This is a genomic window from Streptomyces spongiicola (assembly GCF_003122365.1).
Classification (GTDB): domain Bacteria; phylum Actinomycetota; class Actinomycetes; order Streptomycetales; family Streptomycetaceae; genus Streptomyces; species Streptomyces spongiicola.
This window is the reverse complement of sequence record NZ_CP029254.1, coordinates 4640430-4666929: the sequence shown is the minus strand read 5'-3', so window position 1 is coordinate 4666929 and position 26500 is coordinate 4640430. Positions and strand designations below refer to the sequence as shown.

Below are 26500 nucleotides of genomic sequence, written 5' to 3'. Positions count from 1 at the left end.
GGGCGGCGCGGCCGGGCCGCGCCGCCCGGCTCAGGCGCTGCGGTCCAGGGCGCGCAGGCTGCGGTCCGTGATGGACCGGGCGCCTCGCCCTATGGCGATCGTGCCGGACTGGACGAGTTCCTTGATGCCGAACTGCTCCAGCATCTTCAGCATGGCCTCGAGTTTGTCACTCGAACCGGTGGCCTCGATCGTGACGGCCTCGGGCGAGACGTCCACGGTCTTGGCGCGGAACAGCTGCACGATCTCCACGACCTGGGAGCGGGTCTCGTTGTCGGCGCGGACCTTCACCAGCACGAGTTCGCGCTGGATCGCGGCGCCGGGCTCCAGCTCGACGATCTTCAGCACGTTGACCAGCTTGTTCAGCTGCTTGGTCACCTGCTCAAGCGGCAGGTCCGCGACGCTGACCACGATGGTGATCCGGGAGATGTCGGGGTGCTCGGTGACTCCGACGGCGAGCGAGTCGATGTTGAAACCGCGGCGGGAGAAGAGGGCGGCGATCCTGGCGAGGATGCCGGGGGTGTTCTCCACCAGGACGGAGAGCGTGTGCTTGGACATGGTCGTCGTGTCTCTCTCTTCGCTCAGTCGTCTTCGTTGTCGCCGAAGTCGGGGCGGACCCCGCGCGCGGCCATGACCTCGTCGTTGGAGGTGCCGGCGGCGACCATCGGCCACACCATGGCGTCCTCGTGGACGATGAAGTCGATCACGACGGGCCGGTCGTCGATCGCGTTGGCCTCGGCGATGACCTTGTCCAGCTCGGCCGGGTCCTCGCAGCGCAGGGCGACGCAGCCCATGGCCTCGGACAGCTTCACGAAGTCCGGGATGCGGGTGCCCTTGCGGGGGGTCCGGCTGGCGCCGACCTGGGAGCCGATCGTGTGGTGACCGGTCTCGTCGGAGTGCAGGACGGTGCTGGAGTAGCGCTCGTTGTAGAACAGGGTCTGCCACTGGCGGACCATGCCCAGCGCGCCGTTGTTGATGATCGCGACCTTGATCGGGATGCCGTTCAGGGCGCAGGTGACCAGCTCCTGGTTGGTCATCTGGAAGCAGCCGTCGCCGTCGATCGCCCACACGGCGCGGTCCGGCATCCCGGCCTTGGCGCCCATGGCTGCCGGGACGGCGTAGCCCATGGTCCCGGCGCCGCCGGAGTTCAGCCAGGTGGCCGGCTTCTCGTAGCCGATGAAGTGCGCGGCCCACATCTGGTGCTGGCCGACGCCGGCCGCGAAGATCGTGTTCTCGGGAGTGAGTTCGCCGATCCGCTGGATGACCTGCTGCGGCGAGAGGCTGCCGTCCGCCGGCAGGTCGTATCCGAGCGGGTAGGTCTCGCGCCAGCGGTCGAGGTCCTGCCACCAGGCGGTGTAGTCGCCCGTGTTGCCCTCGCTGTACTCGGCCTGGACGGCCTGGACGAGGTCGGCGATGACCTCGCGGGCGTCGCCGACGATCGGGACGTCGGCGGCCCGGTTCTTGCCGATCTCGGCCGGGTCGATGTCGGCGTGGACGACCTTGGCGAAGGGCGCGAAGCTGTCCAGCTTTCCGGTGACGCGGTCGTCGAAGCGGGCGCCGAGGGCGACGATCAGATCGGCCTTCTGCAGCGCGGTGACGGCGGTGACCGAACCGTGCATGCCCGGCATTCCCACGTGCAGCGGGTGGCTGTCGGGGAAGGCTCCCAGCGCCATCAGGGTGGTGGTGACGGGCGCGTTGGTGAGTTCCGCGAGGACCTTCAGCTCGGTGGTGGCGCGGGCTTTGAGGACGCCTCCGCCGACGTACAGGACGGGACGCCTCGCCTGGGTGATCAGCTTGGCGGCCTCGCGGATCTGCTTGGCGTGCGGCTTGGTGACCGGCCGGTAGCCCGGCAGTTCGGCCTGGGGCGGCCAGCTGAACGTGGTCCGCGCCTGGAGGGCGTCCTTGGCGATGTCGACCAGGACCGGGCCGGGGCGGCCGGTGGAGGCGATGTGGAAGGCCTCGGCGATGGTCCGCGGGATGTCCTCGGCCCTGGTGACCAGGAAGTTGTGCTTGGTGATCGGCATGGTGATGCCGACGATGTCCGCCTCCTGGAAGGCGTCCGTGCCGATGGCCTTGCTCGCCACCTGGCCGGTGATCGCGACCAGCGGGACGGAGTCCATGTGCGCGTCGGCGATCGGTGTGACCAGGTTCGTGGCCCCCGGGCCGGAGGTGGCCATGCAGACCCCGACCTTCCCGGTGGCCTGCGCGTATCCCGTCGCCGCGTGACCCGCGCCCTGCTCGTGCCGGACCAGGATGTGGCGCACCCGGGACGAGTCCATCAGCGGGTCGTACGCCGGGAGGATGGCGCCGCCGGGGATGCCGAACACCGTCTCGGCCCCGACCTCCTCGAGAGAGCGGATGAGGGACTGCGCGCCCGTGACGTGCTCAACGGTGGCGGGGGTGTGCCCGCCGGTGCGGGCCCGCGGCTGCGGATGGTGGGCCCCGGTGGCCTGCTCGGTCATCGGCATTCTCTTCTCGAAGCTGAGGGTTGTAGCGGTTCTCGTAGCTGAGGGTGGTGCGGCGGAGGATTTTGCGGGGTTTTGGTAGTACCAGTGCAACAAAAAACCCCTCGTGCCGGGAGGCAAGCGAGGGGAGCGCGCCGGTGCGGTCTGCAGGGCCCGTGCGGGGCCGTGCTTCAGCCGACGCGCTGTCCAAGTACGAGAATTCGGGTGCGCATGGCACTGACCCTCTCCCCGGCACACCGCGGCTGTCAAGTGGGTGGGACAGGCGTCTCATTATTTGAGCAGATCGGGGGTCCGCCGACGATCTCGGGCGCCGCCGGGGAGCGCCGGGCGGGCAGTGCCCGGCCGGACAGGACCGGCAGGGCGGACCCGCCGGGCACCGGGAACTCGCCACGGGCCAGCACACGGCGCAGCCGGTGCTCGTCGAGGGGCCCGGAGAACGCCATGCCCTGCCCGTGGGTGCAACCCATGGCGCGAAGGGCCAGCAGCTGCTCGGGAACGTCCACGCCGTCCGCCACGGACTTCATGCCGAGGTCCCGGGCGATCCGCAGCAGTCCTGCGGTGATCTTGTGCAGCCTGGCCGACTCCACCACGCCCTCGACCAGCCCGCGGTCGAGCTTGAGCACGTCGATCGGCAGCCGGCGGAGGGCGATGATCGCCGCGTAGCCGCTGCCGAAGCCGTCCAGGGCGATCCGCACACCGAGTCTGCGCAGCGCCACGAGACGGTGCTCCAGTTCGTCGAAGGAGATCCGCGGGTCGCTGTCGGCCAGCTCGATCACCAGCGATCCCGACGGCAGTCCGTGGCGGGTGAGCAGGCTCTCGATGGAGCCGAGCGGCGTGGACCGGTCGAGCAGCCTGCGGGCGGGGATCCGCACCGAGACGGGGACGCCGTGCCCGAGACGGCCGCGCTCCGCCGCCTGCTCGACGGCCTCCTCCAGGAGCCGGCGGCCGAACCGGGCGGTCGGGTCGCCGTCCTCGGCGACCCGGCGCAGTTCGTCGGGGGTGAACAGGATGCCCTGGGAGGATCTCCAGCGCGCCTGCGCCGCCACGGCCTCGATCCGGCCGTCGGAGAGGCCGACAACGGGCTGGTGGAGCAGGGTGAACTCGCCGTCCTGGAGCACGGGCCGGGATCTGGCGGACCGGTCCATGACCGCGCCGGCCCCGGTCTGCATCTGGGGTGCGTACAGCTCGACCCGGTCCTTGCCGCCGGCCTTGGCCCGGTACATGGCCAGGTCGGCGTTGCGCAGCAGATCACCGGCGGTGATGCCGGACTCGGCGAAGGCGACCCCGATGGACGCGGCGACCCGCAGCTCACGGCCCTCCACCCGGTACGGCTGCGAGAGCATGAGCCTCAGCCGGTCGGCGATCTCCTGCACCTGGCGCTCCCGAGCGGCCTGGTCGCGTGAACCGTCGCCGAGGATGAGGGCGGCGAACTCGTCACCGCCGAGCCGGGCGGCGGTGTCGCCCGCCCGCACGGACTCCTGGAGCCGGCGGGCGGCCTGGACCAGGAGTTCGTCTCCCGCCTGGTGCCCGTGGCGGTCGTTGACCCCCTTGAAACCGTCCAGGTCGATGAAGAGCACGGCCGCGCCGGCGTCCCCGGCCCGCCGGCCGGAGAGGGCCTGCCGCACCCGCTCGGTGAACAGGGCCCGGTTGGGCAGGTCGGTGAGCGGGTCGTGCTCGGCGTTGTGCTGCAACTGGGCCTGGAGGCGCACCCGTTCGGTGACGTCCCTGCTGTTGAAGATCAGGCCGCCCTGGTGGCGCTTGACCGTGGACTCGACGTTCAGCCACTGGCCGGTACCCGACCTGAAGCGGCACTCGATCCGGGTCGTGGGCTCGTCGGCGGGCGGGGCCGCGAGGAATCTGCGCACCTCGTGGACGACGCGCCCCAGGTCCTCGGGATGGATGAGCGACGACAGCTCCGAGCCGATGAGCTCGTCCGCGTCGCGGCCGTAGACACCGGCGGCGGCCGGGCTGACGTAGCGGAGTACACCGGTCGGGGCGGCGATCATGATCACGTCGCTGGAGCCCTGCACCAGGGAGCGGAAGTGGTTCTCCTTCTGGGCGAGTTCATGGGTGAGGGCGATGTTGTCAAGCAGCATGATGCCCTGCCGTACGACCAGGGCGAGGACGACCGTGCATCCGGTGAAGACCACCACCCGGTCCACCCGGCGGCCCTCGATGACGTTGTACAGGATGCCGAGTGTGCAGACGGCGGCGGCCAGATAGGGGGTGAGAGCGGCGAGCGAGCCCGTGATGGGCCGGACCGCCGGACGCGGACCGCGGACCGGTGCGGGGGGCGGCTCCGGTCGGCGCACCCCCCAGGGCGCATAGGCGAGCAGGAGCGAGGCCGCGAACCAGCCCGCGTCCAGCAACTGGCCCGAGCGGTAGCTCTCTCGCAGCAGGGGCGAGGTGAACAGCGCGTCGCACAGCACGGTCAGGGCCAGGGCGGCGATCGCGGTGTTGATGCCGGACCTGCTGGCGTGCGAGCGCCGGAAGTGCAGGGCCAGCACCATGCTGACGAGAACGATGTCGAGCAGCGGATAGGCGAGGGACAGCGCCGCCTCGGACACGCTCTCGCCCTCGAAGTGCGCGGTGTGCGCGAGAGCGAGGCTCCAGGAGAGCGTCAGCAGCGAGCCGCCGATGAGCCAGGCGTCCAGCCCCAGGCACACCCAGCCGGCCCGGGTGACGGGCCGCTTGGCGAGGACGAGCAGCCCGACGATGGCGGGCGGGGCGAAGCAGAGGAAGAACAGGTCGGCCGGGGACGGACTGGGAACCGGCCGGCCGAGGACCACCTCGTACCAGCCCCAGACCGCGTTTCCGCAGGCGGCCATGGCGGAGGAGACGGAGAACAGCATCCAGGCCGGACGGAAGCGGCTGCCCCGCGCACGCGCGTAGAGGAAGCAGGAGACCGCGGCGAGCCCGGCTGCGCAACTCAGCCCGAAGTCGCCCATGACCAGCGCGAGTTGCCGGGAACCCCAGCCGAACGCCGCGCCGATGGCATAGCCGCCGCTCGCGAGCACCAGCAGGATCTGGGGCAGCAGCCCCGTCCCGCCGCCTTCCTGCACCTGGCGGCGGGCGAGGAGCGCCGCGGGGGCGATCACCGTACCGCCCCTGACAGCGTTTTCATCCGGCACCGACTGCGGGGCCGCCCGTTCGGGCCGCCCCGGAATCGCTTGCGGGGCACGTCCGGCGGATCGGGCCTGGCCGCGGCGGCCGGCCCCGGCGCCGCTACGTGCGAGGGTGGTCGGCGGCGCTCCCGCCGCGTCGGATGGTTCGTCCACTGGCCGTGCATCGCCCGTCGACCCCCCTCGAAGTCTGGTCGCTCCGCAGCGCCGTTCCCGAACCCGACGCAGCCCCCAAGTCGGGACGATACACCAGAGCCGTCACTCAGGGACATAGGACCTCTACGCTCCGTGACGGCAAGGCAGTTTGTCGACACTTGTCGACACCGTGCGCATCCGGGCGACTCCGCAGGGTGTCCGGATGTCCCAGTGTGGCGCCTACCCGGTCGTGAGGACCACGTTTCGCAGGGGCTCGCCCGCCGCGTACCGGGTCAGCTGACCGGCCAGCAGCCGCTTGGCGCGCGGCATGAACGCCGACGTGGATCCGCCGACATGCGGGCTGACGAGGACGCCGGGGGCGTGCCAGAGCGGGTGCCCGGCGGGCAGCGGTTCGGGGTCGGTGACGTCGAGCGCGGCGGTGATCCGGCCGTTCTCGACCTCCTTGAGCAGTGCCTCGGTGTCGACGACCGGTCCCCTCGCCACGTTCACCAGCAGGGCGCCGTCCCTCATCCGGGAGAGGAAGCCGGCGCCGGCGAGATGGCGCGTCGCCGGTGTGAGGGGCGTGGAGAGGATCACCACGTCCGCTTCCGGAAGCAGCGCCGGCAGATCGGTGAGTGCGTGCACTTCGCCGCGCTCGGTAGTACGGGCGGAGCGCGCGACGCGCGCCACCCGCGCGCATTCAAACGGCGCGAGCCGGTCCTCGATGGCCGCGCCGATCGAGCCGTAGCCGACGATCAGCACGGACCTGTCGGCGAGGGCCGGGTAGAAGCCCGCGTGCCACTCCTCCCGGCGCATGCCCTCCACGAAGCGCGGGATGCCGCGCAGGGAGGCGAGGACCAGGGCGAGGGCGAGCTCCGCCGTGCTCGCCTCGTGGACGCCCCTGGCGTTGCACAACCGCACTCCGGCCGGCAGCGAGCCGAGTCCCGGTTCGACGTGGTCGATGCCCGCCGAGAGGGTCTGCACGACCCGCAGACGCGTCATCGCCGCGAGCGGCCGCACGGCGACCTCCGTGCCCTTCATGTACGGCACGGCGTAGAAGGCGCAGTCACCGGGGTCCGCGGGAAAGTCCTGTCCGCCGTCCCAGAAACGGTGGTTCAGCCCCGCCTCCGCGAGAGCGGGAAGCCCTTCGATCTCACCGGCCGGAATCGGCAGCCACACGTCAGCAGTCATGGTCAGGAGGCTAACCGCCGGGAGGCTGGGCGCGCCGGGGCGTGAGCCGGACGTTAGTTTGGGGGCGGCACGAGGAGGGATACGCGCAGGTGGACCGCAGGACAATCGGTGCGGCGGCGCTCGGGGTGGGCGCGATCGGCCTCGGATGCATGCCGATGAGCTGGGGGTACACCGGCTCCCAGCAGCGCGGCGACCGGTCGCTGCGCACCGTGCACGCGGCACTCGACGCCGGGGTGACGCTGCTCGACACGGCCGACATGTACGGCCCCTTCACCAACGAGCTGCTGCTGGGCAGGGTGCTCAAGGAGCGGCGGGCCGACGTCTTCCTCTCGACGAAGGTCGGGCTGCTCGTCGGCGACCAGCACATCGTCGCCAACGGGCGGCCCGGATACGTGCGTCGGGCCTGTGACGCGTCGCTGCGCCGGCTCGGGACCGACGTCATCGACCTGTACCAGCTCCACCGCGCGGACCCGGAGATCCCCGTGGAGGAGACCTGGGGGGCCATGGCGGAACTCGTGTCGGCCGGGAAGGTCCGGGCCCTGGGGCTGTGCGCGGTGGGGGCGCGCGCCTCGCGCAGGCCCGGTGCGGGGCGCCACGACGAAACGATCCGGCAGCTGGAGCGGATACAGCAGGTCTTCCCGGTGAGCGCGGTCCAGGCGGAGCTGTCGGTGTGGTCGCCGGAGGCCCTCGACTCGCTGCTGCCCTGGTGCGCGGCGCGGGGCGTGGGCCTGATGGCCGCGATGCCGCTGGGCAGCGGCTTCCTCAGCGGCACGCTGAGGCCCGGGGAGGGCTTCGAGCCGGACGATCTGCGGGCCCGGCACCCGCGCTTCACGGCGGAGATGATGGCCGCGAACCAGCCGCTCGTCGCGGGGCTGCGGAGGATCGCCGAACGGCACGGCCCCGGCACCACTCCGGCCCAGGTGGCGCTGGCCTGGGTACTGGGGCAGGGCCGCCATGTCGTACCGGTGCCGGGCGCCAAACGGGAGCGGTGGGCCGTGGAGAACGCGGCCGCGGCCCGGCTGGAGCTGACGCCTCGGGACGTCGCCGAGATCGCGGCGCTGCCGCCGGCCCTGGGATCCTGGGACCAGTAGGTTCGTGAACGACGGGAACACCGGGCCGGACCCCGCGGGCCGGCCCGGCCGAGCCCCGGGCGCGGGGCCTGCGGGCCGGCGGCTCCCGCGGTTCGCGCGCCCCACCGCTCACCGGCGAAGGGAACCAGGACAGTGCAACGTTCAGTGGTGACGGCCCTGCTCGCAGCTGCCGCGCTGATGCTCTCCGCGGGATGCTCGTCCGACGGCGGGGCAGGGGCCGCCGCCGGCCGCGACGGCGCCGCCTCCCGTCCGGCGGCGCCGTCGGCCACGGCCGGCGGCCCCTCCGAGACGGCACCCCCGGCGAAGGGGTCGGTGAAGGTCGCGGCCACGCTGACCCGCGGTCTGAAGTCGCCCTGGGGCCTCGCGTCCCTCCCCGGCGGCGACCTGCTGGTGTCGTCGCGGGACGAGGGCACGATCACCCGCGTCGACGCCGAGACGGGCAAGCAGACGGTGATCGGCTCGGTGCCGGGCGTGGCCCCGGCCGGCGAGGGAGGGCTGATGGGCCTCGCCGTCTCCCCCGGCTTCGCCTCGGACCAGCTGGTGTACGCGTACTTCACCACCGCGTCGGACAACCGCGTCGCCCGCATGCTGTACGACGAGCGCAAACCGGAGGGGCAGCAACTCGGCGCGCCCGACACGATCCTGCGGGGCATCCCCAAGGGCCGCATCCACAACGGCGGGCGGATCGCCTTCGGCCCGGACGGGATGCTCTACGCGGGCACCGGCGAGGCCGGCGAGCCGGGGCTGGCCCAGGACCGGGAGTCCCTCGGCGGCAAGATCCTCCGGATGACCCCCGACGGGCGGCCCGTCCACGGCAACCCGTCGGCCGACTCCGTGGTCTATTCGTACGGGCACCGCAATGTGCAGGGCCTCGCCTGGGACTCGCAGAAGCGGCTGTGGGCCTCGGAGTTCGGGCAGAACACCTGGGACGAGCTGAACCTCATCGAGCCGGGCGGGAACTACGGCTGGCCCGACGCCGAGGGCAGGGCCGGGAAGGCCGGCCTGGTGGACCCCGTGGCGCAGTGGCGCACGGACGAGGCGTCACCGAGCGGGATCGCCTACGCCGCGGGCTCCATCTGGATGGCGGGGCTCAGGGGCGAGCGCCTGTGGCGGATCCCGCTCGCCGGCACCGAACCGTCCGCGGCCCCTCAGGCGTTCCTCGAGGAGGAGTACGGCCGGCTGCGCACGGTCCTGCCGGTCGCCGGGACCGCGGGCGGAGCCGACCTCTGGCTGGTCACCAGCGAGACGGACAACAGGGGCACACCGGAGGCCGGGGACGACAGGATCCTGCGGCTGACGGTCGAGTGACGTCGGCCGCCCGCCAGCGGAGTGCCGCCCGGCGGTGGCGCCCGTGAGGACGGATGGCAGGGCCGGGCGGGGCCGAGGGGAGCCGGGCGGCCGGCGGTGGACCGGGAACGGGCGCGGCCGGCGGTGGATACGCGGGCCGGATGCGGCCGGCGATTGATGCGCGGGCGAGACCTGGGAGATCATGCAGCATGCACGCGGACGACTGGCACCTCACCGGAGACGTCGACGAATTCCTCGCCCGAGCCGGGGACTTCCTGCGCTCGCGGCTCGCCCTGCACATCATGCCGCTGACCTGGGCCGAGAGACTGCGTACCCGCGGGGCGGCCGCGTACGGCGGCAGGGCGCCCCTCTTCGGCCTGCTGGAGCGGGCGGGCGAGGTCCTGGCCGCGTTCCACCGCGTCCCGCCCCGTCTGGGCCTCGGCCTCACCTCCCTCACTCCCGAGCAGGCGGACGGCCTCGCCGTTCGGCTGGCCGCCCTCGGGCACTCCCTCCCGTCCGTCAGCGCGGACCACGGCACCGCCGCCGCGTTCGCCGCGGCCTGGCACCGGCGCACAGGCGCAACACCGGTACCGCGCGTCCGGCTGCGCCTGCACCGCCTCGGCGCACTCACTCCACCGGAGCCGTTCCCGGCGGGCCGGGGCCGGCTCGTGGGCGAGAGCGACCGCGGGCAACTCATGCGATGGTGCGGAGAGTTCGCCGCGGACGTCGGGGAAGCCGTTTCCGTCGACGCCGGTTCCTGGGCCGGCACCCGCTTCGCGGACAAGGACTACACGTTCTGGGAGACCCCGGACGGCACCCCCGTCGCCATGGCGGGAGCGAACCCCATGGTCGCCGGAGTGATCCAGGTGGACCCCGTCTACACCCCGGCCCACCTGCGCGGTCGCGGCTACGCGGGCGCCGTCACGACCGAGGTGAGCCGGGCCGCGAGGGCCTCGGGCGCCAAGGAGGTCGTGCTGTTCACCAACGCGGCCAACCCGACGAGCAACGCCCTCTACCAGCGCCTCGGGTATGTCCCGATCGCCGACTGGTCCGCGTACGACTTCGGGTACGCCGACTCCTCAGACCGCTGAGGAACCCGACGGAGGCAACGGCGCGATCCGGTGGTCCGGCCCGGCCGCGGGCACGCCGCCCGCTCGCCGGACGGCCGCTCGCCCGGCGGCGCCGGAGGCCGTCCCCGTGTACTCCCCGCCCCGCGCGGCCCGTCGCTCAGCGGCACCGCGCGGCCGGTGCCTCAGCGGCCGCCGGCCGCGCGGCGTGCCCGCCACTCGGGCGCAAGCACCGACCAGACCTCCATGTCATGGCGGACGCCCTGCCACGGGAAGCTCTCGCGCAGCACCCCGTCGCGGCTCATCCCGAGCCGCTTCGCCACGGCGATGGACCGGTGGTTGGCGGACGATGCGAGCCATTCGACGCGGTGCATGCCGCGCTCCTCGACGGCCCAGTCGATGAGCGGTTCGACGGCCCTGCCGATCAGTCCCCGCCCGGCGGCGGAGGGCTCCAGCCAGACGCCGACCTCGCAGGTCTCGTTCGCGGTGTCGAAGACCCGGAAGAGCACCCCGCCGACGAGCGTGCCGTTCTGCCGGACGGCCCAGAGGCGGCCGGTGTCCGCGGCCTGCCTGTCGGCGAAGTCCTGGAGCAGGGCCCGGGCCGACTCGACGTCCTTCACCCTCACCATCAGCGGCACCCAGGGGCGGGCGTACTCCCGGGCGCGTTCGATGTGCTCCAGGAACTCCTGCGCCTGCCAGGGTTCGACGGGCCGCAGTTCGGCGCCGTCGCCAAGGGGTATCGCGAACATCCCGCTCCTCACGCCCCGTGGCGCGTCACGCGTGCCGGGGCCGCTCTGTGGTCCTCGTACCGGTATGCCGATGGACCTCGTACCGGTATGCCGTTGGTCCTCGTACCGGTCTACCGGGCGAGCGGGCCGTCCTCGCCCACCCGCACTCCGGTGATCTTCGCATGAGGGGGTGGCGGGCTCTCGGGGGTTTCGATGCTGATGCGCGGGAGCCGGCGCTCCAGCCAGCGCGGCAGCCACCAGTTGGCGCTGCCCAGCATGTGCATGAGCGCCGGTACCAGCAGGGTGCGCAGGACGAAGGCGTCCAGCGCGACCGCGGTGGCCAGGCCGATGCCGAACATCGCGATGACCCGGTCACCGCTGAGGACGAACGCGAGGAAGACGGAGATCATGATGACCGCCGCCGAGTTGATCACCCGGCTGGTCTCGGCGAGGCCCACCCTTACGGCCCGCCGGTTGTCCCGCGTCTCCAGCCACTCCTCGTACATCCGGCTGACCAGGAACACCTGGTAGTCCATCGAAAGCCCGAAAAGCACCGAGACCATGATCACGGGGAGGAAGGGCTCGATCGGTCCCGCGCCGCCGAAGCCCAGCAGTTCGGCGCCCCAGCCCCACTGGAAGACCGCGACGACGACGCCGAACGCGGAGGCGACCGCGGCCACGTTCATCACCGCGGCCTTGAGCGGAATCCCGACCGAGCGGAACGCGAGGAGCAGCAGCGCGCAGCCCAGCGCGACGACGATTCCGACGAACAGCGGCAGCTTCCCGACGATCACGTCCGCGAAGTCGTCGTAGCTCGCGGTCACGCCGCCGACAAGGACCTCCAGAGAGGTCCCGCTCCCGGCGGCGGGCAGCACATCGGCGCGCAGCAGGTCGACGAGTTCGCTGGTCCGATGCGACTGCGGCGCCGAGTCCGGGACGACGACGACCAGGGCCGTGTCGGAGCGGCTGTTGAACGTCACGGGGCTGACGGAGGCGACGCCCTCGGTGTCCCGCAGGGCCGCGGGCAGCCGCTGCATGGCCAGCCGGTCGTCGGCACCGTCGAGGGCGGCGACCAGCGTGAGCGGTCCGTTGGTGCCCGGCCCGAACCCCTCGGCGATCAGGTCGTACGCCTTGCGGGTGGTGCTGGCGGCGGGGGCGTTGCCCTGGTCGGAGGTGCCGAGGTGAAGGGAGAACGCGGGCAGCGCGAGCACGGCCATCACGACGGCGGCGACCAGCCCGAGCAGCTTCGGGCGGCGCTCCACGAAGGCGGACCAGCGGGCGGCGAACCCGGTCGGCAGCTCCGGCCGTGGCCCGTACCGGGCGAGCCGCCTGCGCTCCGGGCCGCTGACCGCGCGCATCCCGATGAAGGACAGCAGGGCGGGCAGCAGGGTCACGGAGGCGGCCACGGTCAGCAGCACGGTCAGACAGGCGGCGATCGCCACTCCGTTGAGGAAGGACAGCCGCAGGACCAGCATTCCGAGCAGCGCGATGCAGACGGTGAGGCCGGCGAAGACGACCGCGCGGCCCGTCGTCGCCACGGCGTTCTCGGCCGCCTCGGCCACCGGGAGCCCGCGCCGGAGGCCCTTGCGGTGCCGGGTGACGATGAACAGGGCGTAGTCGATCCCGACGCCGAGCCCGATCAGCAACCCGAGCACGGGCGCGAAGTCCGCCACGTCCATGGCGTGGCCGAGGAGCACGATGCCCGCGTAGGCGGCGCCGACGCTGATGAGCGCGGTGGCGACGGGCAGCAGGCTGGCGGCCAGCGACCCGAAGGCGAGGAAGAGGACCACCGCCGCCACGGCGACGCCGACGATCTCCGCGAGGTGCGAGGTGGGCGTCTCGGTGAGTGCGGTGGCGGGACCGCCGAGTTCGACCTGGAGACCGTCGCCGGCAGCCGACCTGGCCGTGTCGACGACGGCTCGCGCCTGGGCCTCTGGGACGTGCCCGGCCTTCCCCTCGAAGGCGACGGTCGCATAGGCGGTACGGCCGTCGTCGCTGATCTGCGCGGATCCGCCGGGCTTGTCGGAACTCGCGCCGAGGTCCTGGGCGGAGCCCGCGCCGGAGCCGGAGTCGTTCCCGGAGCCCGTCCCGGCGGCTTGACCGGCGCTCTGCCCGGAGTCGTTCCCGGAGCCCGTCCCGGACCTCGTCCCGGTGTCCTTCGCCGATTCCGCCCCGGCGGCACCCTCGGCACCCTCGGCACCGGCTGCATCGGCTGCACTCTCCGTGTTGCCGGTGTTGCCGGTGTTGCCGGTGTTGCCCGTGTCGCCGGTGTTGCCCGCGCCTTCCGGCGTACCGCCCGTACCACCCGGGGCACCGCCGGAAGACCCGCCCGCCGCCTCCCCGAACCGGGGCTCGGGGGACGCGCCGTACGGGCCGGTGACCGAGGCGACGCCGTCCAGGCGCTCGACCTCCTCCAGCATGGCCGCCATCCGCTGCTCGACGGCGGCAGCCCGGACACTGCCCTGAGCGCTGTGCCAGACGATGGTGTCCCCGCCGTCGAAGCCACCGTGGAAGCCGTCCCGGAGGAGGTCGGCGGCCCGGCCCGACTCGGTGCCCGGTATGTCGTAGTCGTTCGAGTACGCCGTACCCGCGAACGCCGCGGCCGACGAGACGCCGCAGAGGGCCGACAGCCAGAGCAGGACGGTGACGAGTCGGTGCCTGATGCACCACCGGGCGATGGCGGACACGGACGAGCTCCCTGGTGGTTCGTGGATCTTCACTGGGAACTGCCCGCAAAGAACACATGACCTACAGCGCAACACTCTCTCAGGAGAAAGTGATCGTTAGGGACCCTTCGCCCGTTTCGTGGCCATACTCACAGGGGTGGGGGAATGGTCGCGGAGGCGATCGGCGAGGAGGAGCCGGGGCTCTCGCAGTCGATCGCGCCCGGCGCCGGATACGGGACCTCCGGCAGCGCGCCCGCCGCCGCATCGGAACGGAACCGCTCCCCCGAGGCCGGGGCTGCCGGTCTCGCCGCGCCGCAGCCCGGCCCGAAGCACCGCCTCCCCGCCGGGGCCGGCGCGGCCACGACCTCCTGCGACGCGGTGAGCGCCCGCTCTCGCTCGGGCCGGGTCCGCGGTCACGCGGGCCCGCGCTCGGGCCGGGGCCCCCTCGGGCCGGGTCCGCGGTCGCGCGATCCCGCAGTATCACGGCGTGACAATCCGGCACCCACCCCGGCCGGGTCCGCCGGTCGCGCGGGCCCGCGGGGCGCGCCCGCCCGAAGGCCCTGGCGGAATCCCGCCGTTGGCCGACGGGCCGTCGGGGCCAATTCGGTGGCGCTGTCGCCGCGGACTGCCACCATGGGCTCATGACCAGTAGGGGGGAATCACGTATCGCCGTCGCCACCACGGCCACTTCGTCCATCACGGCCGCCGAGATAGCCCGGCGCCTGCACCGGTCGCCCTGGGATCATCTGGGCGGGCCGCCGGTCGCGATCGTGCACCATCCGCCCGAGGCGACCCGGATGGAGCGGCGCGAGGCGTTCCGGGAGGTCTACGGGCCGATCGTCGCCGCCATCGGGGAGCCGACGCTGTACGGCGGATCCGCTCTGGGGCCCAGTGTCCGCTGGCGCGACGCGGACCGGCTGGTGCTGCTGTCGGGAGACCGGTTCCACGTCACGCTCTCGGTCCACCGGCCCGAGGAACTGGAGGGCGGCGAGTACCGCTGCTTCACCTGGGGCGGCGCCTGGTCGAAAGACCGGCGGCACGACTTCGACCTGCTGCCGTACAGCTGGCAGCTGTACCGCGGCGGGCCGGGCGAGTCGCCGTGGCGGCGACCGGACCATCGGCTCGCCGGCGACTGGGAGCAGTTGGAGAGCGCCCTGGAGCTGCTCCTCGCCGCGTGGGCGGAACAGCTTCCCGTGCAGGTGCCGGGCGACTGGGCCGGGTTCACGGTGGTGGCCGACCGGGATCCCGGCCGCGACCTCGTCGTCTCGTACAGTCCGGGCGAGGGACTGGGGGTGGCGATCGACGACCGGGACGCGAAGCAGTGCCCGGAGCGGGACTGGCTCATGCGGCAATGCGGTTGGCATGGCCACGACCGAGGCTGGTGGCATTCGGCGTTCCCGGAGGCCGCGGAGAACTCCCCGACCGCTGCGGCGCGGCTGGCCGTCACGGAACTCCGTTCGCGCGGCGCGCTCGGGCCGCAGGAGCTGTCCGCCCGGGAAGCCGGTGTCGACGGCCGCGGCGAGCTGTGGCTGCCGGGCCTGGGGATACGGACGTAGTCGACCTGACCCGGCGCTGAAGTACCGGCCCGCGAGGGACCGGGCCTGGCGGTGGGCCGCGGCCGGCTGCCGCGTGGCCTCCTGCGTCCAGGCAGAGCCGGCCCTACGGGGATGGCAGGCGCGCGTGACTCACGCCGCGCAGTCCGCACGGTCTCGCCCCTGCGGCCCACGCCGAAGTCCGCAGGCACGGCCCACGCCGAAGTCCGCACCGCGGGGCCGGGCCGCGACCCGCCCGGCCGGTACCCGCCCGCGGACGGCCCCCGTATGCCGGTCCGGCCCCGTGCATACCGGTCACCGGGACGGCGCGCCCGGCCGGCGGGAACCGGAGAGGGGTGGGACACCGGCTCGGTGTCCCACCCCTCGTGCCGAAGCGCCCGGGATCAGCCCTCGGTCACACCGAGCTTCCGCAGGATCAGCTCCTTGACCCGGGCCGCGTCGGCCTGACCGCGCGTGGCCTTCATGACGGCGCCGACCAGCGCGCCGACCGCGGCGACCTTGCCGCCCCGGATCTTGTCGGCGACGGCGGCGTTGCCGGCGATCGCCTCGTCGACGGCCGCGCCCAGCGCGCCCTCGTCGGAGACGACCTTCAGGCCCCGCTTCTCGACGACCGCGTCCGGATCGCCCTCGCCGGCCAGCACGCCCTCGATGACCTGACGGGCCAGCTTGTCGTTGAGCGAGCCGTCCGCGACCAGGGCGGTCACCCGGGCCACCTGCCCCGGTGAGATCGGCAGCTCCTCGAGCGAGCGGCCCGACTCGTTGGCGTTGCGTGCCAGCTCGCCCATCCACCACTTGCGGGCGGAGACGGGGTCGGCGCCGGCGTCGATGGTGGCCACGATCGGGTCGATCGCACCCGCGTTCAGGATCGACTGCATGTCGTGCCCTGAGATGCCCCACTCCTCGCGGAGGCGGTTGCGGCGCACCCGCGGCAGCTCGGGCAGTCCGGCGCGCAGCTCCTCGACCCACTCACGGGACGGGGCGACCGGGACGAGGTCGGGCTCCGGGAAGTAGCGGTAGTCCTCCGCCTCCTCCTTGACCCGGCCGGACGTGGTGGAGCCGTCGTCCTCGTGGAAGTGGCGGGTCTCCTGCACGATCGTGCCGCCGTCGCCCAGCACCGAGGCATGGCGCCGGGCCTCGAAGCGGACAGCGCGCTCCACGCTGCGCAGCGAGTTGACGTTCTTGGTCTCGCTGCGGGTACCGAACGTCTCCGAGCCCTTCGGCATCAGCGACAGGTTGACGTCGCAGCGCATCTGGCCCATCTCCATCCGGGCCTCGGAAACGCCGAGGGCGCGGATCAGCTCGCGCAGTTCGGCGACGTACGCCTTGGCGACCTCGGGGGCGCGGTCACCGGCGCCCACGATGGGCTTGGTGACGATCTCGATCAGCGGGATGCCGGCCCGGTTGTAGTCGAGCAGGGAGTGCGACGCGCCGTGGATACGGCCGGTGGCACCGCCGACGTGCGTCGACTTGCCGGTGTCCTCCTCCATGTGGGCGCGCTCGATCTCCACGCGGAAGACCTCGCCGTCCTCGAGCTGGACGTCCAGATAGCCGTTGAAGGCGATCGGCTCGTCGTACTGCGAGGTCTGGAAGTTCTTCGGCATGTCCGGATAGAAGTAGTTCTTCCGGGCGAAGCGGCACCATTCGGCGATCTCGCAGTGCAGCGCGAGACCGATCCTGACGGCGGACTCGACGCCGACCGCGTTGACCACCGGCAGCGAGCCGGGCAGGCCAAGGCAGGTGGGGCAGGTCTGCGAGTTGGGCTCGGCGCCCAGCCCGGTCGAGCAGCCGCAGAACATCTTGGTCCTGGTGCCGAGTTCGACATGGACCTCCAGGCCCATGACGGGGTCGTACGACGCGAGTGCGTCCTCGTACGACACCAGGTCAGTCGTGACGGTCACGGTGAAACTTTCCCTCTCAGCCCAGCAGGACGTCGTCGTCGCCCAGGCGCTTCAGCTCCCGGTAGAGGATCGCGAGTCCGGTGACGATGGCGGCGGCGGACACGGCGGCGTCGACCAGCCGGAGCGTGTCGTGCTCCAGGCGGGCCTTCCTGGCCTGCTTGGCGACGCCGATGGCTCCGAACGCGGTGGCGGCCATGGACACATACGTGCCGGTACGGGACTTCGTGAAGCCCTTGGCCTTCTGCAAGCTACTCACAGTGACGGTGCCTCCTCCAGCAGCGGATGGCCCCAGCGTGCCACGAAGGCCGCCTCGACGGCCGCACCCACCCGGTAGAGCCGCTCGTCCTTCATGGCGGGGGCGATGATCTGCAGACCGACCGGGAGACCGTCCTCCGGCGCCAGTCCGCAGGGCAGCGACATCGCGGCGTTGCCGGCCAGGTTGGTCGGAATCGTGCACAGGTCGGCGAGGTACATCGCCATCGGGTCGTCGGCGCGCTCGCCGATCGGGAAGGCGGTGGTCGGGGTCGTCGGGGAGACGATCACGTCGACCTGCTCGAAGGCCCTCTCGAAGTCCTGCTTGATGAGGGTGCGCACCTTCTGGGCACTGCCGTAGTACGCGTCGTAGTAGCCCGACGACAGGGCGTAAGTGCCGAGCATGATCCGGCGCTTGACCTCGTCGCCGAAGCCCTCCTCGCGGGTCAGCGAGGTGACGTCCTCGGCCGAGCGGGTGCCGTCGTCGCCGACGCGCAGGCCGTAGCGCAGACCGTCGAACCGGGCGAGGTTCGAGGAGCACTCGGACGGCGCGATCAGGTAGTAGGCGGAGAGAGCCAGGTCGAAGGAGGGGCAGTCGAGTTCGACGATCTCCGCGCCCAGCTCCTTCAGCAGCCGCACGGACTCGTCGAACCGCTGTACGACACCGGCCTGGTAGCCCTCGCCGCGGAACTGCCTGACGACACCGACGCGCATGCCCTCGACCGAGCCGTTGCGCGCGGCCTCGACGACCGGCGGGACCGGGGCGTCGATGGAGGTGGAGTCGAGCGGGTCGTGGCCGGCGATCACCTCGTGCAGCAGCGCCGCGTCGAGGACCGTGCGGGCACAGGGACCGCCCTGGTCGAGCGACGAGGAGAAGGCGACCATGCCGTAGCGGGACACGGCACCGTAGGTGGGCTTCACACCGACCGTGCCGGTGACGGCGGCGGGCTGGCGGATGGAGCCGCCGGTGTCCGTCCCGATGGCGAGCGGCGCCTCGTACGAGGCGAGCGCGGCGGACGAACCGCCGCCGGAGCCGCCGGGGATGCGGGTCAGGTCCCAGGGGTTGCCGGTCGGGCCGTACGCGCTGTTCTCGGTCGAGGACCCCATGGCGAACTCGTCCATGTTGGTCTTGCCGAGGATGACGACGTCGGCCTCCTTCAGCCTGCGCGTCAGGGTGGCGTCGTACGGCGGGATCCAGCCCTCGAGGATCTTCGAGCCGACGGTGGTGGGGATGCCCGCGGTGGTGAAGATGTCCTTCAGCGCCAGCGGCACGCCGGCCAGCGGGCCGAGCGTCTCGCCGCGTTCGCGCTTCTCGTCGACGGCACGGGCCTGGGCGAGGGCACCCTCACGGTCGATGTGCAGGAACGCGTGGACCTTCTCGTCCACGGCCTCGATCCGGGCGAGGTGCGCCTCGGTGACCTCGACGGCGGTCAGCGCGCCTGAGGCGATCCTGGCGGCGATCTCCGCCGCGGTGAGCTTGATGATGGGGCTGTCCGTCATCGCTGGTCAGTCCTCCCCCAGGATCTGCGGCACCTTGAAACGCTGCTGCTCCTGTGCCGGGGCGCAGGAGAGCGCCTGCTCGGAGGTGAGCGACGGACGGACCTCGTCCGCGCGCATGACGTTGGTCAGCGGCAGCGGATGGGAGGTCGGCGGTACGTCTCGGTCGGCGACCTCGGCGACGCGGGCGACCGCGCCGATGATGTCGTCGAGCTGTCCGGCGAAGTGGTCGAGCTCTTCGGCCTTCAGCTCCAGACGTGCCAGCCGGGCGAGGTGGGCGACCTCCTCGCGCGTGATGCCAGGCATGCAGCGATCCTCAGGGGTGAGTGTGATGGTTGTGGCCCAATCCTATGGGCCAGGTCCGGGTGCCCGCGAAACCCTTTGCCGCGGGACCCGGCCGGCACCCGAGGCGGAGGGTGCCTCGGGTCGCACGGCGGAGGCCCGCCGCCCGGGCGGGACCGCCCCCGGTGGACAGGGTCACGGGCCGCCGGGCCGCGGGGCCGCGGGCCGCGCCATCATGCCACCAGGCAGGCCATGCGCCACCGGGAGCGCCAGACCGCGAAGCCGCCAGGCCACCGGGCGCCCAGCGCCCAAACCCCCGGCCACCGAACCACCGAACCACCGAACCACCGAACCGCCAGGCAGACCACGCACCGCCGCGCCACCGAGCGCGCCAGACCGCGACACCTCGACACCTCGACACCGCCAAGCCAACCGGGTACCCAGCACCCAAACCCCCGGCCACCGAGCCACCGAACCGCCAGGCAGGCCACGCACCGCCGCGCCACCGGGAGCGCCAGACCGCGAAACCGCCAAGCCAACCGGGCGCCCAGCACCCAAACCCCCGGCCACCGGACCGCCAGGCAGACCACGCACCGCCGCGCCACCGAGCGCGCCAGACCGCGACACCTCGACACCTCGACACCGCCAAGCCAACCGGGTACCCAGCACCCAAACCCCCGGCCATCGAGCCACCGAGCCACCGTGAGGCCAGGCAGGCCACGCACCGCCAGCCGCCAGACCGCCGCACCACCAGGGCCGCGCCACCGGGCCATCACGCCACCACGCCACCACGCCACCACGCCACCACGCCACCAGCCGGAGGATCAGCCGGCAGTCGGCCTCGACGCGCCCCTCAGTTCACCAGGCCCGACGGGCGGTCCACCTCGGACGGGGCGGCGGGAAGCTCGCCCACCGGGCGGCGCCAGCCGTGCTGGCCCCGGGCCCGCAGCCAGGCCGTGGTCTCCTGGGGCGGCATCGCCGCCGCGACCAGCCAGCCCTGCACCGCGTCGCAGCCCAGGTCGCGCAGCCGCTCCCAGGTCTCGTCGTCCTCCACGCCCTCGGCGACCACGAGCAGTCCGAGGGAGTGGGCGAGGTCGACGGTGCAGCGGACGATCTCGGCGTCTTCAGCGTCGACCGCGAGCCGGGCGACGAACGACCGGTCGATCTTGAGTTCGCTGACCGGCAGCCGACGCAGATGGACCAGGGAGGAGTAGCCCGTGCCGAAGTCGTCCAGCGACATCTTCACGCCGTGGCCGGTGAGCGCCGCGAGGGTGTCCCCGGCCCGCTGCGGGTCCTCCAGCAGCACATGCTCGGTGATCTCCAGTTGCAGCGCGCCCGCCGGGACGCCGTGCCGGGCGAGCCGTGCCGCGACGGAGCCGGCGAAGCCCGGGGTGTGGACGTCGCGCGGCGACACATTGACGGCGACCGGCACCTCGAGGCCCTGGGAGCGCCACTTGGCGACCTGGCCCAGCGCGGACTCCAGCACGTACTCGGTCAGATGCGGCATCAGCCCCGAGGACTCCGCGATGGCGATGAACTCGTCGGGGGGAACCCGGCCGCGGTCCGGGTGCACCCAGCGCACCAGTGCCTCGAGCCCGGCGACATGGCCGTCGAAGCGGACCTTCGGCTGGTAGTGGAGTTCCACCTCGCCCGCGTCCAGCGCCCGGCGCAGATCGCCGAGCAGTCCGAGCCGGTCCGGTGTGTTCGAGTCGCGCTTGGACTCGTACACCTCGACGCCGGTGCGGTCGCGCTTCGCCTGGTACATCGCCACATCCGCCCGCCTGAGCAGCCCTTCGGCGTCGAGGGCGTGGTCGGGGAAGACGGCGAGGCCGGCGCTGGCCTCCAGGACCAGGGTGAGCCCGTCGAGGTCGAGGGGTGAGGAGAGCTGGCCCACCAGGTGCCGGGCGACCCGCTGGGCGCTGGTGGTGGAGTCGGTCGTGGGCAGCAGCACGGCGAACTCGTCGCCGCCCAGCCGCGCGGCCTCGGCTCCGCGCGGCAGCGCGAGCTTCAGCCGTTCGGCGATCTGGAGCAGCAGCCGGTCGCCCGCGAGGTGGCCGAGCGTGTCGTTGACCGAGCGGAACCGGTCGAGATCGATCAGGACGAGGGCCGAGCGCGCTCCGATCCCCTCGGCCTCCTCCAGCGCCGTCCAGGTGCGCTCCAGCAGGCACTGGCGGTTGGGGAGCTTGGTGAGCGGGTCGCGCAGCTGCTCCTCGGCCCGGGCGCGGGCGATCCACAGGGTGGAGTCGAGGGCGATCAGCGGCACGGCGAACAGCGGGAGCACCGCCGGCACGGTGGTCGCAACGACGCAGATCAACGGGGCGATGCCGAGCAGGGCGACGGCCACGAGTCCCTGCCGCAGCAGCGCGGTGCGGGCGACCGTGGGCAGTCCGCTGCCCTGCGGCACCAGGGCGTACCAGAGCAGCATCCGGGTGACGGCGATGTACGCGGCCGCGGCCAGCACCACCTCGGGGATCGCTTCCGGTCCCCACTGCAGGGGCTGCCAGGGGGCCTCGACGGTCGGTGCCTCGCCGAACGCGGCGAGGACGAGTGCGGCCGCGCCGATGCCCAGGACGTCCACCGCGCCGTGCAGGGCGCCCTGCCGCCAGCGGTGCCGCCGGGCTGCGCCGACCAGCACCACCACGGCGAGGCTGACCACGGCGGCCGGAACCCAGCCGTACAGCAGCAGCACCGCGAGCGTCAGGGCGGCACCGGAACCCGTGCCGCCCCACCAGCGGTCCCGCCCGAGGGCGACCAGATGGCCGACGATGACGGCGGTCAGCGCGGCGAGGGACCAGCCCTCGGCGCCCGCGGGGAAGAGCGCCCGCCCCTCGCGCAGGGCGTCGAAGAGCCCGGCCGCCAGGGCGAGTGCGGCGATGCCCGTGACGACGAGCGGCAGCTTCGACGCGATGCCCGCGACGAACGCGAGCCCCGCGAGACCACGCGGCCGTGAGACCGGGGCGGCGCTCTCGGTCGGTTCCATTCCCGTCCCTCTCACAGCCGGCGGTGCCGATGCCACGTGGTGGCTTCCGTGTCGTGCGACCACGGCCGAAACCTCACCACGCGGCCGTGCACAACAGGCGCATACCCCAACAGTAGGCCGCGGCGGGCTCCGACGGGCAGCGCTCTACAGCTCTTGCCCGAATGCGACCCGGCCACCCTTATCCCTCTGATATGCGCCGAACGAGTGATCCTGACGGGGGGTCGGTTCGCACGACCGTACTATTCCCCGATCGGTGCGGCCGCCTCGCGGGCCGCGTCCGGCCCTTGCTCGAGAAGGACCGCGAAGCCGTCCTCGTCCAGTACGGGCACCTTCAGTTGCACCGCTTTGTCGTATTTCGATCCAGGGTTGTCACCCACAACGACGAACGAGGTCTTCTTCGAGACGGAACCCGTCACCTTCGCTCCACGGCTCTGGAGCGCGTCTTTCGCGCCATCCCTGGTGTGCTTCTCGAGCGTGCCGGTGACGACGACCGTGAGTCCCTCGAGCGGGCGCGGTCCCTCGTCCTCGCCGGAGCCCTCCTCCTCCATCCGGACGCCTGCGGCCCGCCACTTGCGGAGGATCTCGCGGTGCCAGTCCTCCTCGAACCACTGCTTCACCGAGGCGGCGATGGTCGGCCCGACGCCCTCGACGGCCGCGAGCTCCTCCTGGGACGCCTGTTCGATGCGTTCGATCGAACGGAACTCGCGGGCCAGCTCCTCGGCGGCCACCGGCCCCACATGGCGGATGGAGAGACCGGTGAGGATGCGGGCCAGTGGCCGCTCCCTGGCGGCCGCGAGGTTCTCCAGCATCGCCAGCGTGTTCTTCTTGGGCTCACCCTGCTGGTTGGCGAAGACGGTGACGACCTTCTCCTCGCCGGTCCTGGGGTCGCGCTTGGGCAGTCCGCTGTCCTGGTCCAGCACATACGCCTTGATGGGCAGCAGCTGCTCGACCGTCAGGTCGAACAGGTCGCCCTCGTCGGCCAGCGGCGGCTCGGCCGGCTCCAGCGGCTTCGTCAGAGCCGCCGCGGCCACATAGCCGAACGCCTCCACGTCCAGGGACTTGCGGCCCACCAGATAGAACAGCCGCTCCCGCAACTGGGCCGGGCAACTGCGGGCGTTGGGGCAGCGCAGATCGACGTCGCCCTCCTTCATCGGCCGCAGGGCCGTACCGCACTCGGGGCACTCGGCCGGCATGACGAACTCCCGCTCGCCGCCGTCCCGCAGGTCGACCACGGGGCCGAGGATCTCCGGGATGACGTCGCCCGCCTTGCGCAGCACCACGGTGTCGCCGATCAGGACGCCCTTGGCCTTGACCACGTCCTGGTTGTGCAGGGTCGCGAACTCGACCTCGGATCCCGCGACCGTCACCGGCTCCACCTGCGCGTACGGCGTCACCCGGCCGGTACGGCCCACCCCGACGCGGATGTCCACCAGCTTGGTGTTGACCTCCTCCGGCGGGTACTTCCAGGCGATCGCCCAGCGCGGCGCCCTCGACGTCGAACCCAGCCGGCCCTGGAGCGGGATCTCGTCCAGCTTGACGACCACCCCGTCGATCTCGTGCTCCACGGAGTGCCGGTGCTCGCCGTAGTACGCGATGAACTCCCGCACCTCCTCCAGGGAGTCCACCACCCTGTAGTGCCGGGCCGTCGGCAGGCCCCACTCGTGCAGGAGCTCGTACGCCTCCGAGAGCCGGGCGATCTCCAGGCCGTCGCGCGCGCCGATCCCGTGCACCACCATGTGCAGCGGCAGGGTCGCGGTGACCCTGGGGTCCTTCTGCCGCAGCGAACCCGACGCCGAGTTCCGGGGGTTGGCATAGGGCTGCTCACCGGCCGCGATCCGGCGGGCGTTGAGCTCCTCGAAGGCCTCCATGGGGAAGTAGACCTCGCCCCGGATCTCCACCAGGTCGGGGACCCGGTCGCCCCGCAGGCGGACCGGGATGTCCGCGATCGTCCGGACGTTGGGGGTGATGTCCTCGCCGGTGCGGCCGTCGCCCCTGGTCGCGGCCCGGGTGAGCCGGCCCTTCTCGTAGGTGAGGTTGACCGCCAGGCCGTCGACCTTCAGCTCGCACAGGAAGCGGTGCGCGGACGTGCCGACCTCCTTGGCGACCCGGTCCACCCAGGCGGCGAGCTCCGCCTCGTCGAAGGCGTTGTCGAGGGACAGCATCCGCTCGCGGTGCTCGACCGCCGTGAACTCCGTCTCGTAGGCGACCGCGACCCGCTGGGTCGGCGAGTCGGGCGTCCGAAGCTCCGGATACCTGCCCTCGAGCGCCTCCAGGGACCGCATCAGCCGGTCGAACTCGGCGTCGCTGACGACCGGCTGGTCCTTCACGTAGTACCGGAAGCGGTGCTCCTCGATCTGCTCGGCCAGCCGGGCATGCTCGTCCCGCACCTCCGCCGGCACCGGCCCCTGCTGTTCGACAGCCACCGTCACGTCCTCCCGCCACCTCGGCCCTCGGTCCATCACTCAGGGTTGTCCACGAGCGATCTCGCCGCCCGGACGCAGTGCGCGAGGGCCGCACGGGCATAGCCGGGTGAAGCGCCCGCGAGCCCGCACGACGGGGTGATCACGACGGACTCGGCGAGAGTCCCCGGATTCAGCCCCAGCCTGCGCCACAGCGTCCTGACACCCATGACGCTACTAGCAGGGTCGGACAACGGGCCGTCGGTGGCGGACACGACCCCCGCCAGGAGCTTCGTGCCGCCCTCGACCGCCTCACCGACCGACTCGTCGTCACGCTCGGTGAGAAGCGAGAAATCGAACGAGATCCCGGCGACGCCCGCCCGGCGCAGCAGGGCGAACGGCACCCGAGGAGCACAGGAGTGCACGGCCACCGGCACACCGGCGGTGGCGACGACCTCCCGCAGCGTGCTCTCGGCGAGCTGCCGGTCCACGGCGCGGTGCGTCCGGTATCCGCTGGCGGTCCTCACCCCGCCGCCCAGCACCGCCGTCAGGGAGGGCTCGTCCAGTTGCAGCACGGGACGCGCACCCGGCACCCGGCGCCGCACCTCGGCGAGATGGCCGCGCAGCCCCTCGGCCAGCGAGCCCGCGAGGTCCCGGCAGGCGCCGGGGTCGGCGAGGGCCGCCTCGCCGTTCCTGAGTTCCAGCGCGGCCGCGAGCGTCCACGGCCCGACGGCCTGGACCTTGAGCGGGCCCTCGTAGCCCTGGGCGAACTCCTCCAGCGCGTCCAGGTCCTCACCGAGCCAGGACCTGGCCCGCCGGGTGTCCCGGCCCGGCCGGTCACCGATCCGCCAACCGCTCGGCTCGACGCGCGCGTACAGCTCCACCAGCAGCCCCGCGGTCCGGCCGACCATGTCGGCGCCGGGGCCGCGGCCGGGCAGCTCGGGCAGGTGGGGGAAGTCCCCGAAGGACCCGGTGACGGTCCTCGCGGCCTCGCGCGCGTCCCCGCCGGGCAGCGAGCCGACTCCGGTCGCAGGACCCCACACGGCGCCGCTCACCGCCCAGGCCGGACGGTGAGGTCGTGGATGTCGGCGTCGCGCGGCAGGTCGAGGGCCGTGAGGATCGCCGTCGCCACCGACTCGGGGTCGATCCACCGCGACGGGTCGTACTCCTTGCCCTCCTGCCGGTGCACCTTCTCCTGCATGGGGCTCGCGGTGCGGCCCGGGTACACCGAGGTGACCCGCACGCCGTGCTCCTTCTCCTCCTGCCGCAGGACGTCGGCCAGCGCCTTGAGGCCGTGCTTGGAGGCGGCGTACGCGCCCCACTCTGCATGGGCGTTAAGCCCCGAACCGGAGTTGACGAAGACCACCGCGCCCCGGGAATCCCGCAGCTGGGGCAGCAGCAGCCGGGTCAGCTCCGCAGGGCTCACCAGGTTCACGTCGAGCTGTGCCCGCCAGGTCCTCGGCGTGAGGTCGGCGACCCGGCCGAGGTCCACGACGCCCGCGATGTGCAGCAGCGAGTCGACCCGCTCGGGCAGCGTCTGGTGCGAGAACGCCCAGGACAGCCGGTCCGGCGTGCCGAGGTCGCCGACGAGGGTGCGGGAGCCGGGGTAGGCCCGGGCCAGCTCCCGGGCGCGGCCGGCGTCCCTGGCCAGCAGCACGAGGTCGTCGCCGCGCTCGTGCAGCCGGCGCGCGACGGCCGCGCCGATGCCGGAGCCCGCTCCGGTGATCAGATGTGTAGCCATAGCGGCCATGCTCGCATCACCGCGGCCGCGCGCTCGCCACGAGGTGGAGGAGGGCGGCCGACGTGCCCTCGGCGAAGAGGACCGGGCCGGTGAGGAGCACGGGCGGGAAGCGCTCGGCGCGGTCGCGGATTCGCGGCGCTGGAAGAGCC

The 26500-nt window shown here is 72.6% G+C and carries 18 protein-coding genes; 4 read left to right on the top strand and 14 right to left on the bottom strand.

Annotated elements, in window-relative coordinates:
- Nucleotides 1–30: 30 nt before the first annotated feature.
- From ilvN to DDQ41_RS20515, 4 genes are all read right to left on the bottom strand, one after another.
- On the bottom strand, nucleotides 31–555 hold the full coding sequence (ilvN, locus tag DDQ41_RS20530; protein WP_109295799.1) for an acetolactate synthase small subunit: 525 nt from the start codon (nucleotides 553–555) through the stop codon (nucleotides 31–33).
- Nucleotides 556–578: 23 nt separating this feature from the next.
- Nucleotides 579–2465, bottom strand: coding sequence for an acetolactate synthase large subunit (locus DDQ41_RS20525; RefSeq protein ID WP_109295798.1), 1887 nt, complete (start codon nucleotides 2463–2465; stop codon nucleotides 579–581).
- Nucleotides 2466–2707: 242 nt separating this feature from the next.
- Nucleotides 2708–5560, bottom strand: a complete 2853-nt coding sequence (locus DDQ41_RS20520) for a putative bifunctional diguanylate cyclase/phosphodiesterase (RefSeq protein ID WP_162602713.1) — start codon at nucleotides 5558–5560, stop codon at nucleotides 2708–2710.
- A gap of 399 nt (nucleotides 5561–5959) precedes the next feature.
- The gene (locus tag DDQ41_RS20515) at nucleotides 5960–6910 is read right to left on the bottom strand and encodes a 2-hydroxyacid dehydrogenase (RefSeq protein ID WP_172607724.1); all 951 of its coding nucleotides are present in this window, start codon (nucleotides 6908–6910) and stop codon (nucleotides 5960–5962) included.
- A gap of 89 nt (nucleotides 6911–6999) precedes the next feature.
- Here DDQ41_RS20515 and DDQ41_RS20510 point away from each other — a divergent pair, with 89 nt between their 5' ends.
- From DDQ41_RS20510 to DDQ41_RS20500, 3 genes are all read left to right on the top strand, one after another.
- On the top strand, nucleotides 7000–8001 hold the full coding sequence (locus tag DDQ41_RS20510) for an aldo/keto reductase (RefSeq protein ID WP_109295795.1): 1002 nt from the start codon (nucleotides 7000–7002) through the stop codon (nucleotides 7999–8001).
- A gap of 147 nt (nucleotides 8002–8148) precedes the next feature.
- The gene (locus DDQ41_RS20505; RefSeq protein ID WP_109297846.1) at nucleotides 8149–9309 is read left to right on the top strand and encodes a PQQ-dependent sugar dehydrogenase; all 1161 of its coding nucleotides are present in this window, start codon (nucleotides 8149–8151) and stop codon (nucleotides 9307–9309) included.
- Between the two features lie 188 nt (nucleotides 9310–9497).
- Nucleotides 9498–10379 (top strand): GNAT family N-acetyltransferase, encoded by an 882-nt coding sequence (locus tag DDQ41_RS20500; RefSeq protein WP_109295794.1) that lies wholly within the window; start codon nucleotides 9498–9500, stop codon nucleotides 10377–10379.
- Nucleotides 10380–10540: 161 nt separating this feature from the next.
- On the opposite strand, the gene DDQ41_RS20495 is transcribed toward DDQ41_RS20500, so the two are convergent.
- Both DDQ41_RS20495 and DDQ41_RS20490 read right to left on the bottom strand, forming a co-directional pair.
- Entirely contained in the window at nucleotides 10541–11104 is a 564-nt protein-coding gene (locus DDQ41_RS20495; protein WP_109295793.1) for a GNAT family N-acetyltransferase, read from the bottom strand.
- 110 nt (nucleotides 11105–11214) lie between these two features.
- On the bottom strand, nucleotides 11215–13770 hold the full coding sequence (locus DDQ41_RS20490) for an MMPL family transporter (RefSeq protein ID WP_174720303.1): 2556 nt from the start codon (nucleotides 13768–13770) through the stop codon (nucleotides 11215–11217).
- Between the two features lie 620 nt (nucleotides 13771–14390).
- On the opposite strand from DDQ41_RS20490, the gene DDQ41_RS20480 reads away from it, so the two are divergent.
- Complete coding sequence (locus DDQ41_RS20480) at nucleotides 14391–15305, top strand: hypothetical protein (protein ID WP_109295791.1); 915 nt, start codon at nucleotides 14391–14393, stop codon at nucleotides 15303–15305.
- Nucleotides 15306–15685: 380 nt separating this feature from the next.
- On the opposite strand, the gene gatB is transcribed toward DDQ41_RS20480, so the two are convergent.
- The 8 genes from gatB to DDQ41_RS20440 all read right to left on the bottom strand — a co-directional run bounded on the left by gatB (nucleotide 15686) and on the right by DDQ41_RS20440 (nucleotide 26360).
- Nucleotides 15686–17200 carry an Asp-tRNA(Asn)/Glu-tRNA(Gln) amidotransferase subunit GatB gene (gene gatB, locus DDQ41_RS20475; RefSeq protein ID WP_109295790.1) on the bottom strand — a complete coding sequence of 505 codons (1515 nt, stop codon included), beginning with the start codon at nucleotides 17198–17200 and terminating at the stop codon, nucleotides 15686–15688.
- Between the two features lie 16 nt (nucleotides 17201–17216).
- Complete coding sequence (locus DDQ41_RS20470; protein WP_167450267.1) at nucleotides 17217–17456, bottom strand: hypothetical protein; 240 nt, start codon at nucleotides 17454–17456, stop codon at nucleotides 17217–17219.
- A complete protein-coding gene (gene gatA / locus DDQ41_RS20465) occupies nucleotides 17453–18952 on the bottom strand; it encodes an Asp-tRNA(Asn)/Glu-tRNA(Gln) amidotransferase subunit GatA (RefSeq protein ID WP_109295788.1) in 1500 nt (499 codons plus the stop codon). The genes DDQ41_RS20470 and gatA overlap by 4 nt, the downstream gene beginning before the upstream one ends.
- Nucleotides 18953–18958: 6 nt before the next feature.
- A complete protein-coding gene (gene gatC / locus DDQ41_RS20460) occupies nucleotides 18959–19255 on the bottom strand; it encodes an Asp-tRNA(Asn)/Glu-tRNA(Gln) amidotransferase subunit GatC (protein WP_109295787.1) in 297 nt (98 codons plus the stop codon).
- 829 nt (nucleotides 19256–20084) lie between these two features.
- Complete coding sequence (locus DDQ41_RS20455; protein WP_109295786.1) at nucleotides 20085–22211, bottom strand: putative bifunctional diguanylate cyclase/phosphodiesterase; 2127 nt, start codon at nucleotides 22209–22211, stop codon at nucleotides 20085–20087.
- Nucleotides 22212–22450: 239 nt separating this feature from the next.
- Nucleotides 22451–24670, bottom strand: a complete 2220-nt coding sequence (ligA, locus tag DDQ41_RS20450; RefSeq protein ID WP_435863955.1) for an NAD-dependent DNA ligase LigA — start codon at nucleotides 24668–24670, stop codon at nucleotides 22451–22453.
- The gene (locus tag DDQ41_RS20445; protein ID WP_109295785.1) at nucleotides 24670–25665 is read right to left on the bottom strand and encodes a methionine synthase; all 996 of its coding nucleotides are present in this window, start codon (nucleotides 25663–25665) and stop codon (nucleotides 24670–24672) included. Before DDQ41_RS20445 ends, ligA begins: the two co-directional genes overlap by 1 nt.
- Nucleotides 25662–26360, bottom strand: coding sequence for an SDR family oxidoreductase (locus tag DDQ41_RS20440; RefSeq protein WP_109295784.1), 699 nt, complete (start codon nucleotides 26358–26360; stop codon nucleotides 25662–25664). Before DDQ41_RS20440 ends, DDQ41_RS20445 begins: the two co-directional genes overlap by 4 nt.
- Nucleotides 26361–26500: the final 140 nt, after the last annotated feature.